Source organism: Cupriavidus sp. CPT47-8839-RL05A (assembly GCF_058792255.1).
Genome location: NZ_JBYTEG010000007.1, coordinates 215,582 through 231,085, shown reverse-complemented (window position 1 = coordinate 231,085; position 15,504 = coordinate 215,582). Strand labels below are relative to the sequence as shown.

Below are 15,504 nucleotides of genomic sequence, written 5' to 3'. Positions count from 1 at the left end.
CTCTGCTGACGGAGAGCGGCTGGCCGCGACGTTGAACGGGCGCTGATGCCCGGAAGCCGGGCTAGGCGGACAGGCGTGCCGCCTTGAATTGTTTCCAGAGGCGGCGCAGCGGCTGCCGGTCAACGCTGACACCCCTTGCGATATAGCCGCGCGCATAGCCGCAGCCAATGGCAAGTTGCTGCCGTTCTGTCCCCAGGCGCAGCAACAACCCCGCTGCAACCGCCATATCATTGCGCCATCCGAGGTCATCCTGCAGGCGCGACAATTGCCGGCGATAGCGGTGCACCTTGTTCGCGGCAAACAAGGATCCAAAGAACTCGGTCGCATAGCGCAGCTTCTTTGCGGCGATACGCGCACGATGGCGCCGCTGCTCATCGAGCTTTGCCATGCCCCGTCCCCGCTTGAGCAGCCTGCGTTGCCGCTTGCGCAGCGTGGTCAGCGCGAAATCCCTGGCGGGTCCGGTGAGTGCCGTGCGCTGCGCCTCGCCAAGGCCATCGCGCCAGTCCGCGCTGCCCAGCCAATGGCTCAGCGTCAGGATCAGCCGGGTGTAGCGATCGGAATTCACGGCCTGGGCCGCGCGTTGCCGGGCATCGGCTGCGACTGCCTTCGCCGCGGCAAGCACCGCGCCCGCGCCCACGTCCTCCGGCGCCCCATCGAACGCGTCACGCAAGGTGGTATTGGCAAGCACTTCCCAGTCACGTGCGGGGCCGAGTTCATCGGCAATCCATTTGAGGTCCGATTGCAGTGCCGGCGGGCAGGCAAGCAGCGGCTCAAAGATATCGAGCGCGGAGCGCAGGCGACGCAGGCCGACACGCATCTGGTGCACGCTTTCCGGATTGGAGCCGTTGACCACGCCGCGTTCGTTCCCGGAGATTTGCGCCAGGCAGTTCTGGGCAATGCACCGAAACACCGCCTCCGCCGAGCCGGCATCGGCCAGCCTGAGGGGCTGCGCCCGTACCGCTTCTTCGGCCTCGGCAGCCACCAGCGCATAGCCACGGTCGCCTTTGCTGGCGCGGCTCAGGCGCATTGGCACTGCGTCGAGCAGCCGCAGGGCAAACGCTGACAGATGGGCCGACTCCCCGGCCTGGATCTCTATCTCAAGCTCGCGGATCGGCTCCGTGGCGTCGTTCGCGCGGACAACGCCGCGATCGACCGCCAGTTCGACCTCGTCCCCCTGTGGCAAGCGCAACAGCAGGACCGTGCGCCGGACATCCGTGATGAAGATCGGCTTCAGGCGTTGTGCCAGGTCGCCTTCACGCAGCAGCGTCCCCAACGCAGTGCCTTCGGGCAGCTTGTCTCGCAGTGCACCCAGATCTGGCGTATTTCCGGGGGCCGCCGACTCAAACTCTTCCCGCTCGTAAAGCGCCCCATGCTGCGTGCCCCAGGTCTTCAAGGTCTGCACATGATGTTCACCCGCTTGCCGCACGCGCAGCGACGCGTGCATGCGCCGAAAGGCAAGGTCCGACGTATCGAAATACGTGCTCACGAGCCTGTCTTCGTGCGGCGGCTCCACACAGCAGGACGACACCAGGGGCAAGCCGATCAGCGCTTCGGCCTGATCCTGCAGCAACTCGAGCTTGAGTTCGCGTTCCATTTATCCGAGCTTTGCCGTGCCCTCGAATTTTGCGAATACCCTGGCCTGGACTGCGTTCATCACTGCAAGGGTCTCGTCACTGGCAGGGCCGCTGGTGGTCACCCCGGTGGCGTTCTTCGGCTTCGAGCCGGGCGGGTCGAAGATAAAGAGCGTATCGAACTTTCCGGCCGACTCTTTCTTCAGGCGCCGGTTAAGTGCTTTCAGGTATCGTTTCTTGTCAGTCTTCGACATAGGTTCCAAGGTTATCTGCGGTGGCAATAACGACCCAGGTCATTGAACTGCGTGCTTAATGAGCTCACGCTTCGCCAGGCACCCCTGCTAGTGCGACTGGCTGGCATTCGACTCCCCGCCGAAGGGGATTTCGTGCTCCCGCAACTTCTGCAGCGATTGGGTCAGCCTGGCGCCGTGCTTGCGGTCCGCGGCCAGCAGCAGTGCCTCTATGCCGTCCTCCAGCCCGGCAAGCTCGCGGTCACCCGGCAGCCTGGTCGCTTTCATATCCTGCAATTCGTTGGCAATGCGCTTCCCCAACTTGCGCACAAACTCCGGGTCAAGGTGACCTTGCGCTGCAGCACCTCCAATATGCTCGATCAAGCGCATCAGCCCTTCCGGGGTGGTCTCGGTCGCAGATGGTATTGCGTGGGTCATTGGCAGCTCCAGTGGGCGCGTCAGATCATTTTACGCATCGGATGCTCATATGATGGTACGTATTTCGCGGGAGCAGTGCGATCAGTTTGGCCCCGATATGCGCGATACGCCAGCTAGAATCGGGAAGGATTCCCCCGCACAGGCACTCACATCATGAAACCCGAATCCGATCCCATGCAGAATGCGTCACCAATGGTCGCGGGGGAGGGGCGCCTCGGCACCCCGGTCGACGCGGATGGCCTGCCGAATGGCAATGAGCTCTATATCAACCGCGAACTCAGCCAGCTGGAGTTCTTCGGCCGCGTGCTGCAGCAGGCCGCCGATCCCGCGGTGCCACTGCTGGAGCGGCTGCGTGCCCTGTGCACCTTCAGCAGCAACCTGGATGAGTTCTACGAGATCCGCGTCGCAGGCCTGAAGGAGCAGTGCTTGCTTCAGTCCCCGGTGGCGGGCCCGGACGGGCTGACGCCGCAGGCGGTCTATGCCAGGGTCAACCAGCGGGTCCGGGAGCTGATCGACCAGCAGTACCGCCTGTTCAATGACATGCTGATCCCGGCCATGTCCGAGCAGCAGATCCGCTTCTTGCGGCGGCCCACGTGGAACCCCGCGCAGGCGGAATGGATCCGGGAGTTCTTCTTCGCCGAGCTGATGCCGGTCCTGACGCCGATCGGGCTGGACCCGGCGCATCCGTTTCCACGGGTGCTCAACAAGAGCCTGAACTTCGCCGTTGAGCTCGAGGGCAAGGATGCGTTCGGGCGCAACTCCGGCTATGCCATCGTGCAGGCGCCGCGAGCGCTGCCGCGGGTCATCGTCTTGCCGCCGGAGACTGCCGGATGCGAGCATGGCTTTGTGTTCCTGTCTTCCATCCTGCATGCCCACGTCGGCGAGCTGTTCAGTGGCATGACGGTGCGCGGCTGCTACCAGTTCCGCGTGACCCGCAACAGCGAGCTGTTCGTGGACGAGGAAGAGGTCAAGAACCTGCGCGAGGCGCTGCAAGGCGAACTGCCGCACCGTCATTATGGTGACGCGGTCCGGCTGGAGGTGGCTGACAACTGCACGCCGGCAATGACTGGGTTCCTGCAGCAGCAGTTCGGCCTGGCGGCAAGCGAGGTATTCTCCGTCAACGGACCGGTCAACCTGGTTCGCCTGATGCAGGTGCCGGACCAGGTGGACCGGCCCGAACTGAAGTACCTGCCTTTCCGGGCCGGCCTGCCGAAGGTGCTGCACGAGCAATCCGATATCTTCCGCGCCATTCGCGAGGGCGACATCCTGCTGCATCACCCGTTCCAGTCGTTCACTCCGGTGGTGGACTTTGTCAGGCAGGCGGCACAGGACCCCGATGTGGTGGCAATCAGCCAGACCGTGTATCGGGCCGGGCATGACTCGGTCCTGCTCTCGGCACTGATCGAGGCCGCGCGCAACGGCAAGGAAGTCACCGTCGTGGTGGAACTGCTGGCCCGCTTCGATGAAGAGGCCAATATCGGTTGGGCGACGCAACTGGAGGAAGTCGGCGCGCATGTCATCTATGGGGTCGTCGGTTTCAAGGCGCACGCCAAGATGGTCATGGTATTGCGGCGCGAGGGCGGGAAGCTCCGCCGCTATGTGCATCTCGGAACCGGGAACTATCACCACCAGACCACGCGCACCTACACGGATTTTGGCTTGCTCACCTGCAGTGAGTCGCTGACGCAGGATGTGGCGCAAGTGTTCAGCCAGCTGACCGGCCGCGGCCAGACCCATAGCATGACCCATATCTGGCAATCGCCCTTCACCATGAAGCAGGCGTTGCTTGAAGCGATCCGGTGCGAAGCCGGGCACGCCAGGGCCGGCCGCAAGGGATGGATCGTGGTCAAGATGAATGCGCTGCTGGAACCCGACCTGATTCAGGCGCTGTACGACGCCTCACGCGACGGAGTCCGTATCGACCTGATCATCCGGGGCGCCTGTGCGCTGCGCCCCGGCGTTGCCGGCCTGTCGGAGAACATTACGGTGAAATCCGTCATGGGCCGGTTTCTCGAGCACTCGCGCATCTTTTATTTTCACGATGGCGGGGCGGAAAAGGTCATGCTGTCCAGCGGTGAATGGATGGAGCGAAGCCTGTCCCGGCGGATCGAGATCTGCTTTCCCATCCTTGATGCCGGGTTGAAGGAGCGCGTCATCGCGGAGGGTCTGAGGCCGTACCTGGCAGACCGGCGTGACGCCTGGCAGATGATGCCGGACGGAAAATACGAGCGTCAGGCCTCGCGTGACAGCGAGGGCGCGCAGAGTATCCTGCTGTCGGCTTTGACGTGATCCCTGCATAAGGGCGCCAGCGTGATCGTGCCTTTGCTCAACTGAGATCGTCCTGGATCGGCCGGTGGCCTGCCTTCATCATTAATTTGATGTGGCCCGTGACGTTTCATTTCCTATACATACTTTTTCCGGTCGCTTTGGCGGTCTGCCTACTACTTTCTCGGTAAGCCGTTCAGCTCGCGCGGGCATTCCACTCCAGTGGGGATTGACGGCATTTTCCGGGGCGTTGGATACCCGTTTCGCAGTGCCTGCCGGAGCCTCCGGAAACGACTTTCCATGACTGGCAATGCCTTGTCCTGCAAGGCTTCACGGGAAACCCGCGGCCCCGCGGCTGACTAGTGCCGTGCGCTCCGACATAATCCCGCGCGCCGGTGGCGCGGCGCATTTTCATCCGCTGCGGGACGCCATTCCGTATAACCGAAGCTCGTCCATAGAGCCGATTTTCCATTCCGATTCCGCCAGCTAGATTGACCTCATCGTTGGCGCTGCCAATGCCATCGAATCTCACGTGCTCAAAAGGCCAAGGAAAGGGGGTCCATCCATGAAACGCATCCACATGAAGCTGGCGGCCTTGCCGCTCGCCTGTCTCGTCATCACGGTCGCAGGTTGCGGGGGAGGCGGGGGCGACTCGACGCCTGCCCCTGCCGCCACCACAGCACCAGGCACCGGAACGTCAACGTCAACGCCAACGTCACCAACGTCGCCAACAACGCAGACCGCGGCCAGCAGCAGCGCCATGCTGTCGGGTACCACCGATCCCGGGTCCGAGATCGGTAAGGACGGGGACTTCTACCTGAATACCGTGACCTGGATGCTGTTCGGGCCCAAGGCAAACGGCGTGTGGCCGGCAGGGGTTTCGGTGGCGGGTACCGGCAATACCGGGGCGGCCGGGAACACGATCCTGTCCGGCTCGGTCGATCCGACTGACAGCGTCGGCAACAATGGCGACTACTACATCAATACCTCCACCTCGACCCTGTTCGGGCCCAAGGCAAACGGCACGTGGCCGCCGGGCGTCCAGATGGGTGGCGGCACCGGGTCGGGCGCCGGCGGCGGCGTCGTCCTGACGGGCGCGGGGGCGCCAGCCAACAGTGTCGGCAACAATGGCGACTACTACCTCGACACCGACACCTGGACGCTGTACGGGCCCAAGGCCAATGACGTGTGGCCGGCAGGGGTTTCGCTGGTCACCCAGCCGGGCGGCAGCGGCGGCACCGGCGGCACCGGTGGCGGCACTGTCGGCAATGGCGGTCACATCCTGTACGGCAGCGGTGCACCGACCAACGATATCGGCGTCGATGGCGACTTCTATTTCGACACCGCGACCTCGACGCTGTACGGTCCCAAGGCGGGCGGCCAGTGGCCGACCTCGGGCGTGCCCATGGGGACAGGCACCGTCTACAACGGCAACTTCAACGTGCCAGCCACGCTCAGCCGCGGCAACTATGCCATGACCGGCGCCGGCGGGGCGGTTGCCTTGCCGTCGGACTTCGGCGTCGTGATCCCCTACGATTGCAGCCGTGTCACGCTCACTGCCACCACACTCGGCAAGGTGCAGGGAACGCTGGACATTTCGGTGCACACGGTGACAGGGGCCGGCGCTTCGGCGACCATCACGCCGGTCAGGGACCTGAGCTGCAAGATCAGCAATGGCCAGCAGAGCTGCAGCAAGGAGGTGCCGTCCGGAACCGTCATTCGCAACGACAAGCTGCAGGTACAGGTCGACACCAACCAGGCCACCGATTGGGGAGGCCTCACCGTCAAGCTTGCCTGCGTCATCTAAGCCGGTTGGACGGGGGCGCGCGTCTGTGCCGGGGGGCAGACGGGCGCCTGAGCGGAGGCAGGGCAAATTGCCCTGCCTCCTTTTCATTTCCCCGCCAGGGATGGTGAGCGACTGCGTGTAGCCCGTTCGGCCTGACCTGCGGATCGCGGAGAGCCCCGGCAGGGACGAGCGAGGGCGTCGGCCACCGCTACGACGTGCGGTTTCCGCTCAACGTGACCTATGGGTGGGGATCTGGCAGAGGAGTTCGGGCAACACGTCGGCCATCGCCGACGTCATGATGCGCATCGGAACCGCGCCCATCTGGCCGGACAATGACTAGCCACCAGCGCGGGCCACATCTTCAGCCGGTAGCCTGCCCAGTACCCTGAGCGTCGCGGCAAGCAGCCGCTCGCAACGGCGCCGCCATGATGGCCGCATCGCGTCGTCGGGCCACGGGCACGGCTGTGCCGGCTCCGTATCGGCTGACACGTCCGCTTGCAGCACGGGCTGCGCGAAGACGGCGTGCCCTCTGTACTGGGCCAGCAGTTCCTCGCGGCTGACTTCCTGCACCCCACCGCCCCAGCCTGGCAGGGCGACGAGAAACCGTCCGTGCTCGCAGCGCTGCAGCAGTACGCACGGCCTGTTCTTGTCCAGCAACAGGATTGCCGGTATCGAGGTATCCGGGATATCGTCGAGGTCGCGCTCCGCCAGCCGGGCCGACAAGCCGGCGCGCGCCGCTGCGGCGCAGAGCATCGGCAACGTCAGGGCCTGTCCATCCAGCGGCAGTCCTTCCAGCAGGACCGCTGAAGGCACCGTCCGTTGCAGGGCCCGGTTCAGCAACAGCAGGCAGCCCAGCATCGGATCGTCCGCACCCGTGGGCCGGCTCATTGCGGCAGGAGGCTCCTGGCGGCCAGCCATGACGTACAGGCCGGAAGTCCCGGGATGCACAGCGGGCGTTGTGCTGTGTGTGCGCCGCGGTGGCGCTGATCCAGCTTCGATGTCTTCTGCTGGCGCCTCGCATAGTGCAAGGTCAGCCGACGCATGTCGCCCGCGCGGACTCTGTTCACCCATGATTCCCCCCGGTTTCAGTGGCGTGAGCTCTACTGCGAGGGTAGTGCACCACGGTGCGAGAGCCCATCCTGCAAACAGGCTAGTGCAGACGCGGCAAGACTGATTCAGGATTGAAACGCCCGGGGCGTGCCTGTTCGCTGGCGTGGACCGGCCGCCCCCCTCAACGCCGCTGCGCCAGCCAGATCCCCGCCGCGATCGCGGCCAGTCCCACGGCGTGGTACCAGCGGGGCCAGTCGCCCAGCAGCAGCGTGGACAGCAGGGCGGCGAACACCGGCGTCAGGGTGATAAAGAACACCGGCAACTGCGCGCCCGCGCGGGCGATGGCGCGGTCCCAGGCAAAGTAGGCGAGCAGCGAGGGAATGGTCGCTACATAGAGCAGGATGGCGGCGACCTTGCCGTTCCATTGCAGCGGCTGGTCCAGCGTCATCAGCTCCCATGCCGTCACGGGAGCGCTTGCCAGTACGCCGGTGACGATCTGCGCGAACAGCAGCGCCGGCAGCGGCATGGCGGGGCGCTGCTTGCGCAGCAGCCAGGTATAGCCGCTCCAGGCGATGGTGGCGGCCAGCATGAACAGGTCGCCGGCAACCAGGTCCAGCTGGGCGAGCCGGCCCAGCTCGCCGCGTACCAGGACGAAGGTCACGCCGACCATGCACAGCAGCGCCCCGGCGACATGCCATGGCTTCACCCGTTCGCCAAAACAGATCGCGCCGATCACGATCAGAAACAGCGGCGTGGATGCGCCGATCAGCGTCACGTTGATCGGGGTCGAGGTGGTCAGCGCCAGGTACTGCAGGGCGTTATAGCTGGCGATCGAAAGCACGCCCAGGGCGGTGATCACGCCGGCGTGCCGGCGCAGTGCCGCGCGGTGCTCGATCACGCCGCGCCAGGCAAAGGGTGCCAGCAGCAGCCCTGCCAGCACCCAGCGCACAGAGTTCAGGGTGATGGGCGGCACAGTGCCGGCGGCCAGGCGGCCGACGATGGCATTGCCGGCCCAGCTCAGTGGCGGGAAGGTAAGCAGGAACAGCGTTGTCCAGTCGATGCGTCCAGTGGTGTTGCTGCTTGCGGGCATGGGAGGGAGGTGCTTGCAAATAGCGCATTATCCGCCATATGCGGCGCCGGGGCGCCGGGCGCCAAGGGTCAGGCAGCCGGGCAGGGGCCAGCAAGCAAGGAAGCGCACGAGGAAATCGGGCGGCGAATCAGCCCGCCCGTCGCAGGGGAATCGTCATGGCCTTGCGCAGGCCATGACCGCTGTCACATGTCAGGCGTCCCGAGCGCCCGGCTGATGCGCAAGGCGGCCAGCGTGCCGATCACGCCAGACAGCAGGTAGAGGCTGACCGCCGCCAGGCCGAACAGCGAAGACAGGCCCAGCGCCACCAGCGGCGCAAAGGCGGCGCCGAACAGCCAGCCGAAGTCGGTGGTCAGCGCGGCGCCGGTGTAGCGGAAGCGGCGTTCGAAGTTCGACGTCACCACGCCCGCAGCCTGTCCGTACGACAGGCCCAGCAAGCCGAAGCCGACCAGGATGAAGATGTCCTGGCCGGTCGCGCCGCCACCGAGCAGCCACGGCGTTGCCAGGCTGAAGATGCCGATCAGCACGGCCATTGCCGACAGCGTGGTGCGCCGGCCGATGCGGTCCGCGATCCAGCCGGATAGCAGCGTGCCGATGAACGCGATGAAGCCGCCCACGATCTGCACGGCCAGCACGTCGGAGATGCTCTGGGTGCGGTGCAGGATTACCCAGGAGAGCGGGAACACCGTGACCAGGTGGAACAGCGCATAGCTGGCCAGCGCAGCAAAGGCCCCCAGGAAGATGTTGAAGCCTTGCGCGTTCACCATCTGCAAGGTGCTGATCGGCTCCAGCTCGTCTTCCTCGAGCAGCTGCGTGTACTCATGGGTCACCACCAGGCGCAGCCGTGCAAACAGTGCCACGACGTTGATGGCGAAGGCCACGTAGAACGGATAGCGCCAGCCCCACTCGATGAATTCAGGCGGGGTCAGGCTGGCATGCAGGAACAGGTACAGCGAACTGGCGACGATAAACCCGGTGGGTGCGCCGAGCTGGCCCACCATCGCATACCAGCCGCGCTTGTCCTCCGGCGTGTTGAGCGCCAGCAGCGACGGCAGCCCGTCCCACGACCCGCCGAACGCAATGCCCTGCAGGAAGCGGAACAGCGCCAGCAGGTAGATCGACGCGGCCCCGATCGAGGCGTAGGACGGCAGGAACGCAATCCCCACCGTGGCCGTGCCGAGCAGGAACAGCGACGCCGTCAGCTTGATGCCGCGGCCCCAGCGCCGCTGGATGCGCATGAACAGCGCGGTGCCGAACGGGCGTCCGATAAACGCAAACGAGAAGATCGTGAAACTGAAGAGCAACCCCGCCAGCTCGCTTGCAAACGGGAAGTAGACCGCCGGGAAGACAAGCACGGAGGCGATGCCGTACACGAAGAAGTCGAAGTACTCGGAGGCCCGACCGATCACCACCCCGGTGGCGATCTCGGCAGGCGCCACCTGGTGGTGGCCGGGTGCCGGAGGTGCAGTCGGCGATGCGCGATGCTGGTGGGTGAGGCTGGCCATCGTCAAGTCTCCTTCTGGCAGGAGTGCGTCGATACTGCACATGGAGCCGACCCCATTCCGATGAAATTGGCTCTTAAGTCTCGCACTGACAAGAATAGCGCCTAAACTGCCTTAGAAAAACGAAAGGCGAGTTCGCCGGCAGTTTGCCGATATTCCTCAGACGCCACTTCCGAGACTATGGGCCGCTTCGACTCTGTAGTGCCGCCAAGACGTGTGCAGGGAAGACTACTGCTGCGATGCGCCGCCGCAGTCATGCTGGCGTGCCTGGCCGGTTGTAACGCAGTGCTGCTTGCGCCATCCGGCGACATGGCCCTGCGCCAGCGCGACCTGATCATCATCGCCACCTGCCTGATGTTGCTGATCATCGTTCCGGTGATCATCCTCACGCTGCTGTTTGCGTGGCGCTATCGGGAAAGCGCGACCGACGCGCCCTACAACCCCGACTGGGATCATTCCACGGTGCTCGAGCTGGCGATCTGGGCCGCGCCGCTGCTGATCATCATCGCGCTGGGCGCCGTGACCTGGGTCAGCACCCACCAGCTCGATCCGTACCGGCCGCTGACGCGGATCGACGCAGGCCGGCCGGTTCCGGCGGACGTGAAGCCGCTGACGGTGGAGGTGGTGGCAATGGACTGGAAGTGGCTGTTCCTGTATCCCGAGCAGGGCATCGCCACCGTCAACGAGCTGGCGGCGCCGGTCGACCGGCCCATCGCTTTCCGCATCACCGCCACCTCGGTGATGAACGCATTCTTCGTCCCGTCGCTGGCGGGCATGGTCTACGCCATGCCCGGCATGGAAACCAAGCTGCATGCCGTGATCAACAAGTCCGGCGTGTATGAAGGCTTCTCCGCCAACTACAGCGGCGCGGGCTTCTCCCACATGCGTTTCAAGTTCCATGGGCTGTCCAACCAGGACTTCGAGCGCTGGATCCAGCAGGTCAAGTCATCGGGCCATGGCCTGTCCACGGATATGTACCTCAAGCTCGCGCAGCCCAGCGAGCGCGACGCGGTGCAACGCTATGCCAGCGTGGCGCCAGGCCTCTACGACCTGATCCTGAACCGCTGTGTGGGCGGCGGGCGGTGCATGGCAGACACCATGGCGCTTGACCGCAGCCGCGGCAAATTCGACCCGTTCGCCGGCATCTGCACGGCGCGCAACACCGCGGCCACAGCGCCCGTGTTCGCGTCGGAGTCCGCGCGCAATGACGGCCGGGTGCTGCTGCAGTAGGGTGCGGATCCGGATCTTCCCTCGCGGTACTGGCCAGCCCCATCGGCCATGGTTGGTTAATTCAGGCCCCAGGTGACAAACATGCCCGAGCGCTCGGAACTCGCCAATTTGATCTTCGGCCGGCTTTCGTGGGAGGCCCTCCCGCTGCACGATCCCATCCTGCTCGGCACCTTCATCGTGGTGGTGATCGGCGGGGGCGCAATCGTCGCGGCGCTCACCTACTATCGCCTCTGGGGCTACCTGTGGCGGGAATGGTTCACCAGCATCGACCACAAGAAGATCGGCATCATGTATGTGATCCTGGGCATCGTGATGCTGCTGCGGGGCTTTGCCGATGCGATCATGATGCGCATCCAGCAGGCCATCGCGTTCGGCGACAACCTTGGCTACCTGCCGCCGCACCACTACGACCAGATCTTTACCGCCCACGGCGTGATCATGATCTTCTTCGTTGCCATGCCGCTGGTCACGGGGTTGATGAACTTCGTCATGCCGCTGCAGATCGGCGCGCGCGACGTGGCCTTCCCGTTCCTGAACAACTTCAGCTTCTGGATGACCACGGGCGGTGCCATCCTGGTCATGATGTCGCTGTTCGTGGGCGAGTTCGCGCGCACCGGCTGGCTGGCCTATCCGCCGTTGTCCGGCATCATCCACAGCCCTGACGTCGGCGTCGACTACTACATCTGGGCGCTGCAGGTGGCCGGGGTAGGGACGCTGCTATCCGGGATCAACCTGCTGGTGACCATCGTCAAGATGCGGGCGCCCGGCATGACGCTGATGCGCATGCCGATCTTCACCTGGACCGCGCTGTGCACCAACGTGCTGATCATCGCCGCGTTCCCGGTGCTGACCGCGGCGCTGGCGCTGCTTGCGCTGGACCGCTACGTCGGCACCAACTTCTTCACCACCGAGCTGGGCGGCAGCGCCATGATGTACGTGAACCTGATCTGGATATGGGGCCATCCGGAGGTGTACATCCTTGTGCTGCCCGTGTTCGGGGTGTTCTCGGAAGTGGTCGCCACGTTCTGCCGCAAGCGCCTGTTCGGGTACGCGTCGATGGTCTACGCCACGGTGGTGATCACCGTGCTGTCGTACCTGGTCTGGTTGCACCATTTCTTCACGATGGGATCGGGTGCCAGCGTCAATTCGTTCTTCGGCATCACCACCATGATCATATCGATCCCCACCGGTGCCAAGATATTCAACTGGCTGTTCACGATGTACCACGGCAAGATCCGCTTCGAGCCCCCCATGCTCTGGACCATCGGCTTCATGGTCACGTTCGTGATCGGCGGCATGACCGGCGTGCTGCTGGCGGTGCCGCCGGCTGACTTCTCCTTGCACAACAGCCTGTTCCTGATCGCGCATTTCCACAACGTGATCATCGGCGGTGTGCTGTTCGGCCTGATGGCAGGCATTACTTACTGGTTCCCGAAGGCATTCGGCTATCGCCTGGTCTCGTCCTGGGGCAAGGCATCGTTCTGGTTCTGGCTGGTCGGCTTCTACTTCGCGTTCATGCCGCTGTACTGGCTGGGGCTGCATGGCGTGACCCGGCGCATGAGCCATTTCGAGGACGCAACCCACCAGGTCTGGTTCCAGCTGGCTGCGTTCGGCGCCTTGCTGATCGCCATCGGCATTGCCTGCTTCCTGGTCCAGCTGGTAGTCAGCTTCATCCACCGCGAGGCGCTGCGCGACCTGACCGGCGATCCGTGGAACGGCCGCACGCTCGAATGGTCTACGTCATCCCCGCCGCCGCAGTACAACTTCGCCTTTACGCCGGTGGTGCACGACACCGACGCCTGGTGGCACATGAAGCAGAACGGCTACGCGCGGCCGCAGCAGGGCTTTATTCCGATCCACATGCCGAAGAACACCGCGGCCGGGATCGTGCTCGCGGGACTGTCCACGCTCTGCGGTTTCGCGTTGATCTGGCACATCTGGTGGCTGGCGGCGGCATCGTTCGCGGCAACGATCATCGGCGCGATCATCCATACGTTCAACTACCAGCGCGACTATTACCTCCCGGCGGACCTGGTGGTCCAGACCGAAGCGGCGCGCACACAGCGGATGGCTGGCCATGGCTGACACGACCTTTCCCAACCATGTGAGCGGCACCGGCACCGCGGACGCGGCCCCGCCGGGGGGCTACCAGTTCTACCTGCCCGATGACCATCACCCGCAGAACGGGACGCTGCTGGGGTTCTGGCTTTACCTGATGAGCGACTGCCTGATATTCGCGTGCCTGTTCGCCGCGTATGGCGTGCTGGGCCGGGAGTATGCGGGGGGACCGAGCGGGGCAGAGCTGTTCGAGCTGCCGCTGGTGGCACTGAACACCTCGTTCCTGCTGTTGTCGTCGATTACCTACGGCTTTGCCATGCTGCAGATGCAGCAGAACCGCATCGCCGGAACCCAGATCTGGCTGGCCATCACGGGGGTCTTCGGCGCGGGGTTCCTGGCGGTCGAGCTTTATGAGTTCGCGCACCTGATCAATGAGGGCGCAGGGCCGCAGCGCAGCGCGTTCCTGACCTCGTTCTTCGCGCTGGTCGGCACCCACGGGCTGCACGTCACGTGCGGCATCATCTGGCTGGTCGTGCTGATGACCCAGGTGGCGCAGCACGGGCTGATCACGGCCAACAAGCGCAGGCTGATGTGCCTGTCGATGTTCTGGCACTTTCTCGACGTCGTCTGGATCGGCGTCTTTACCTTCGTCTACCTGATGGGAGCGTTGCCATGAGCGCGCACGACGAAACGCTGGACAGCCACGGACACAGCCACGGGCATGACGAGGAAGTGGGGCCGCACGCCACGCTGGGCGGCTACCTGACGGGCTTCGTGCTGTCCGTCTTCCTGACCGCGATCCCGTTCTGGCTGGTCATGGGAAAGGTGTTCGACAAGTCGTCCACCACCGCCATCGTCATCCTGCTGATCGGCGCCGTGCAGATCGTGGTGCACATGATCTACTTCCTGCACATGAACGCGCGGTCGGAGGGCGGCTGGAACATGCTGTCGCTGATGTTCACGCTGGTGCTGGTGGTGATCACGCTGACGGGTTCGCTCTGGGTCATGTTCCACCTGAACAGCAACATGATGCCGACCATGCAGCACGAGCGCACCACCGACGCCGGCACTGCGATCGTGCCGCCCAGGACCAAGTAGGAACAGGCTCACGGAGGCGGGAATCGGATCCCGCCTCATTCCCGTTCACGGAGCCTGGCATGCGCGCAACGCGCCTTGTCGCGGCCCTGTGCCTGGCGCTGCTTTCCGTGCCGGCTTGCGCGCAGCGGCTGGCCGTGGAGGTCGAGAATTTCAGCACGCCAGGCCCATGCGCGGAAGAAGACAATGTCTCGTTCGCCCTGTCCGCCGCCGCGGTTGGCAGCTTCCGCATCCAGGCGTTGCATCCCCCCTACGTCAACGCCATCCGCATTGACACCTCCGCGCCGGATTTCTCCGGGTGCAACTTCGGCAAGACGCCTCACCCGACTGATCCCCGCCATGTCTTCGTGCCGCGCACGGTCACCCTTTACGACGGCAGGAATATCGCCATTGTCGGCATCACGTTCGCCAGCTTCTGGCGGCCACATCGGGTGCCGGTCACGGTAGCGGGCAGGGCCGATGCCGGTTTCCACCTGATCCAGGTGTTCCGGAAATCCGGCCGGACCCGTGCCGAGGTCCTGGTGCTCTATCCCGCCGATGGCTACTGGCGGGCGAAACCGTTGCCGGCCCGTCATCTGGGTGTCAATGCCTATGGCTCTTCGTTCCTGCTGGGGCCGATAGAGCAGGAAGGGCGCCCGGTGGTCAACATCGCTCGGATAGAAATCGAGCCGCAGCCCTTGGCTTTCAGGCTGCATTTCACTGGCGGAGGCCAGGCAACGGTCACCATCACTGAAATCAGCGACATGCGTACGGCGCTCGATGTCCGGTTCCTGCCGGCCTATGACGCCAAGCGCCCGTTCGCGATGCTGCGCTCCATGTACGTTGCCGACGACAACGCAGACGCGAGCGAGGTCACCTGGACGACCGGGCCGGCTGGCGAGGCCATCAGGAAGCCGGTGATGGCAGTCACTTCAATGCAGGCGACCGCGGTGCGATTCGGCCGTACGGTCCGGTCGCGTCACAACACCAGCGCCCCCGATCTTTTGTTCGATGCCTTCGAGGCGCCCGCGACGGAGGGCACGGCGCCAACGGGCAAGAAGCCGGACTGAATCGATTCCCGGCAACCTCACGACCAGCCAAATATATTCATGTCGACAATAAAAATTTCGACTGCTATGATTTGCGCACGATAGCCTGAGCCGGTAGCAATTGCTTGCCGCACAGTGGTGGGGCTGGCAGCACTTTTCAGGCT

The 15,504-nt window shown here is 64.5% G+C and carries 13 protein-coding genes; 7 read left to right on the top strand and 6 right to left on the bottom strand.

The window, feature by feature from the left end; genetic code table 11:
- Positions 1-61: 61 nt before the first annotated feature.
- The 3 genes from AC3WVS_RS10880 to AC3WVS_RS10870 form a co-directional block, all read right to left on the bottom strand.
- Entirely contained in the window at positions 62-1,594 is a 1,533-nt protein-coding gene (locus AC3WVS_RS10880) for a CYTH and CHAD domain-containing protein (RefSeq protein ID WP_492318637.1), read from the bottom strand.
- Positions 1,595-1,825 carry a hypothetical protein gene (locus tag AC3WVS_RS10875; RefSeq protein WP_492318636.1) on the bottom strand — a complete coding sequence of 77 codons (231 nt, stop codon included), beginning with the start codon at positions 1,823-1,825 and terminating at the stop codon, positions 1,595-1,597.
- A gap of 87 nt (positions 1,826-1,912) precedes the next feature.
- The gene (locus tag AC3WVS_RS10870) at positions 1,913-2,239 is read right to left on the bottom strand and encodes a hypothetical protein (protein ID WP_492318635.1); all 327 of its coding nucleotides are present in this window, start codon (positions 2,237-2,239) and stop codon (positions 1,913-1,915) included.
- 153 nt (positions 2,240-2,392) lie between these two features.
- On the opposite strand from AC3WVS_RS10870, the gene ppk1 reads away from it, so the two are divergent.
- On the top strand, positions 2,393-4,528 hold the full coding sequence (gene ppk1 / locus AC3WVS_RS10865) for a polyphosphate kinase 1 (protein ID WP_492318634.1): 2,136 nt from the start codon (positions 2,393-2,395) through the stop codon (positions 4,526-4,528).
- Between the two features lie 541 nt (positions 4,529-5,069).
- Positions 5,070-6,311 carry a hypothetical protein gene (locus tag AC3WVS_RS10860; protein ID WP_492318633.1) on the top strand — a complete coding sequence of 414 codons (1,242 nt, stop codon included), beginning with the start codon at positions 5,070-5,072 and terminating at the stop codon, positions 6,309-6,311.
- A 315-nt stretch (positions 6,312-6,626) separates the two neighbouring features.
- Here the strand turns inward: AC3WVS_RS10860 and AC3WVS_RS10855 are convergent, their stop codons facing one another.
- The 3 genes from AC3WVS_RS10855 to AC3WVS_RS10845 all read right to left on the bottom strand — a co-directional run bounded on the left by AC3WVS_RS10855 (position 6,627) and on the right by AC3WVS_RS10845 (position 9,932).
- Positions 6,627-7,178 carry a cysteine peptidase family C39 domain-containing protein gene (locus tag AC3WVS_RS10855; protein ID WP_492318632.1) on the bottom strand — a complete coding sequence of 184 codons (552 nt, stop codon included), beginning with the start codon at positions 7,176-7,178 and terminating at the stop codon, positions 6,627-6,629.
- Between the two features lie 343 nt (positions 7,179-7,521).
- Positions 7,522-8,430 (bottom strand): DMT family transporter, encoded by a 909-nt coding sequence (locus tag AC3WVS_RS10850; RefSeq protein ID WP_492318631.1) that lies wholly within the window; start codon positions 8,428-8,430, stop codon positions 7,522-7,524.
- 182 nt (positions 8,431-8,612) lie between these two features.
- A complete protein-coding gene (locus AC3WVS_RS10845) occupies positions 8,613-9,932 on the bottom strand; it encodes an MFS transporter (RefSeq protein ID WP_492318630.1) in 1,320 nt (439 codons plus the stop codon).
- 177 nt (positions 9,933-10,109) lie between these two features.
- On the opposite strand from AC3WVS_RS10845, the gene cyoA reads away from it, so the two are divergent.
- From cyoA to AC3WVS_RS10820, 5 genes are all read left to right on the top strand, one after another.
- Positions 10,110-11,159: a ubiquinol oxidase subunit II gene (cyoA, locus tag AC3WVS_RS10840; RefSeq protein ID WP_492318629.1), complete on the top strand. Its 1,050-nt coding sequence runs from the start codon at positions 10,110-10,112 to the stop codon at positions 11,157-11,159.
- 81 nt (positions 11,160-11,240) lie between these two features.
- Positions 11,241-13,244, top strand: coding sequence for a cytochrome o ubiquinol oxidase subunit I (gene cyoB / locus AC3WVS_RS10835; protein ID WP_492318628.1), 2,004 nt, complete (start codon positions 11,241-11,243; stop codon positions 13,242-13,244).
- Positions 13,237-13,893, top strand: a complete 657-nt coding sequence (gene cyoC / locus AC3WVS_RS10830) for a cytochrome o ubiquinol oxidase subunit III (RefSeq protein WP_492318627.1) — start codon at positions 13,237-13,239, stop codon at positions 13,891-13,893. Before cyoB ends, cyoC begins: the two co-directional genes overlap by 8 nt.
- Complete coding sequence (gene cyoD, locus AC3WVS_RS10825; RefSeq protein WP_013952667.1) at positions 13,890-14,315, top strand: cytochrome o ubiquinol oxidase subunit IV; 426 nt, start codon at positions 13,890-13,892, stop codon at positions 14,313-14,315. The genes cyoC and cyoD overlap by 4 nt, the downstream gene beginning before the upstream one ends.
- A gap of 59 nt (positions 14,316-14,374) precedes the next feature.
- The gene (locus AC3WVS_RS10820; protein WP_492318626.1) at positions 14,375-15,361 is read left to right on the top strand and encodes a hypothetical protein; all 987 of its coding nucleotides are present in this window, start codon (positions 14,375-14,377) and stop codon (positions 15,359-15,361) included.
- Positions 15,362-15,504: the final 143 nt, after the last annotated feature.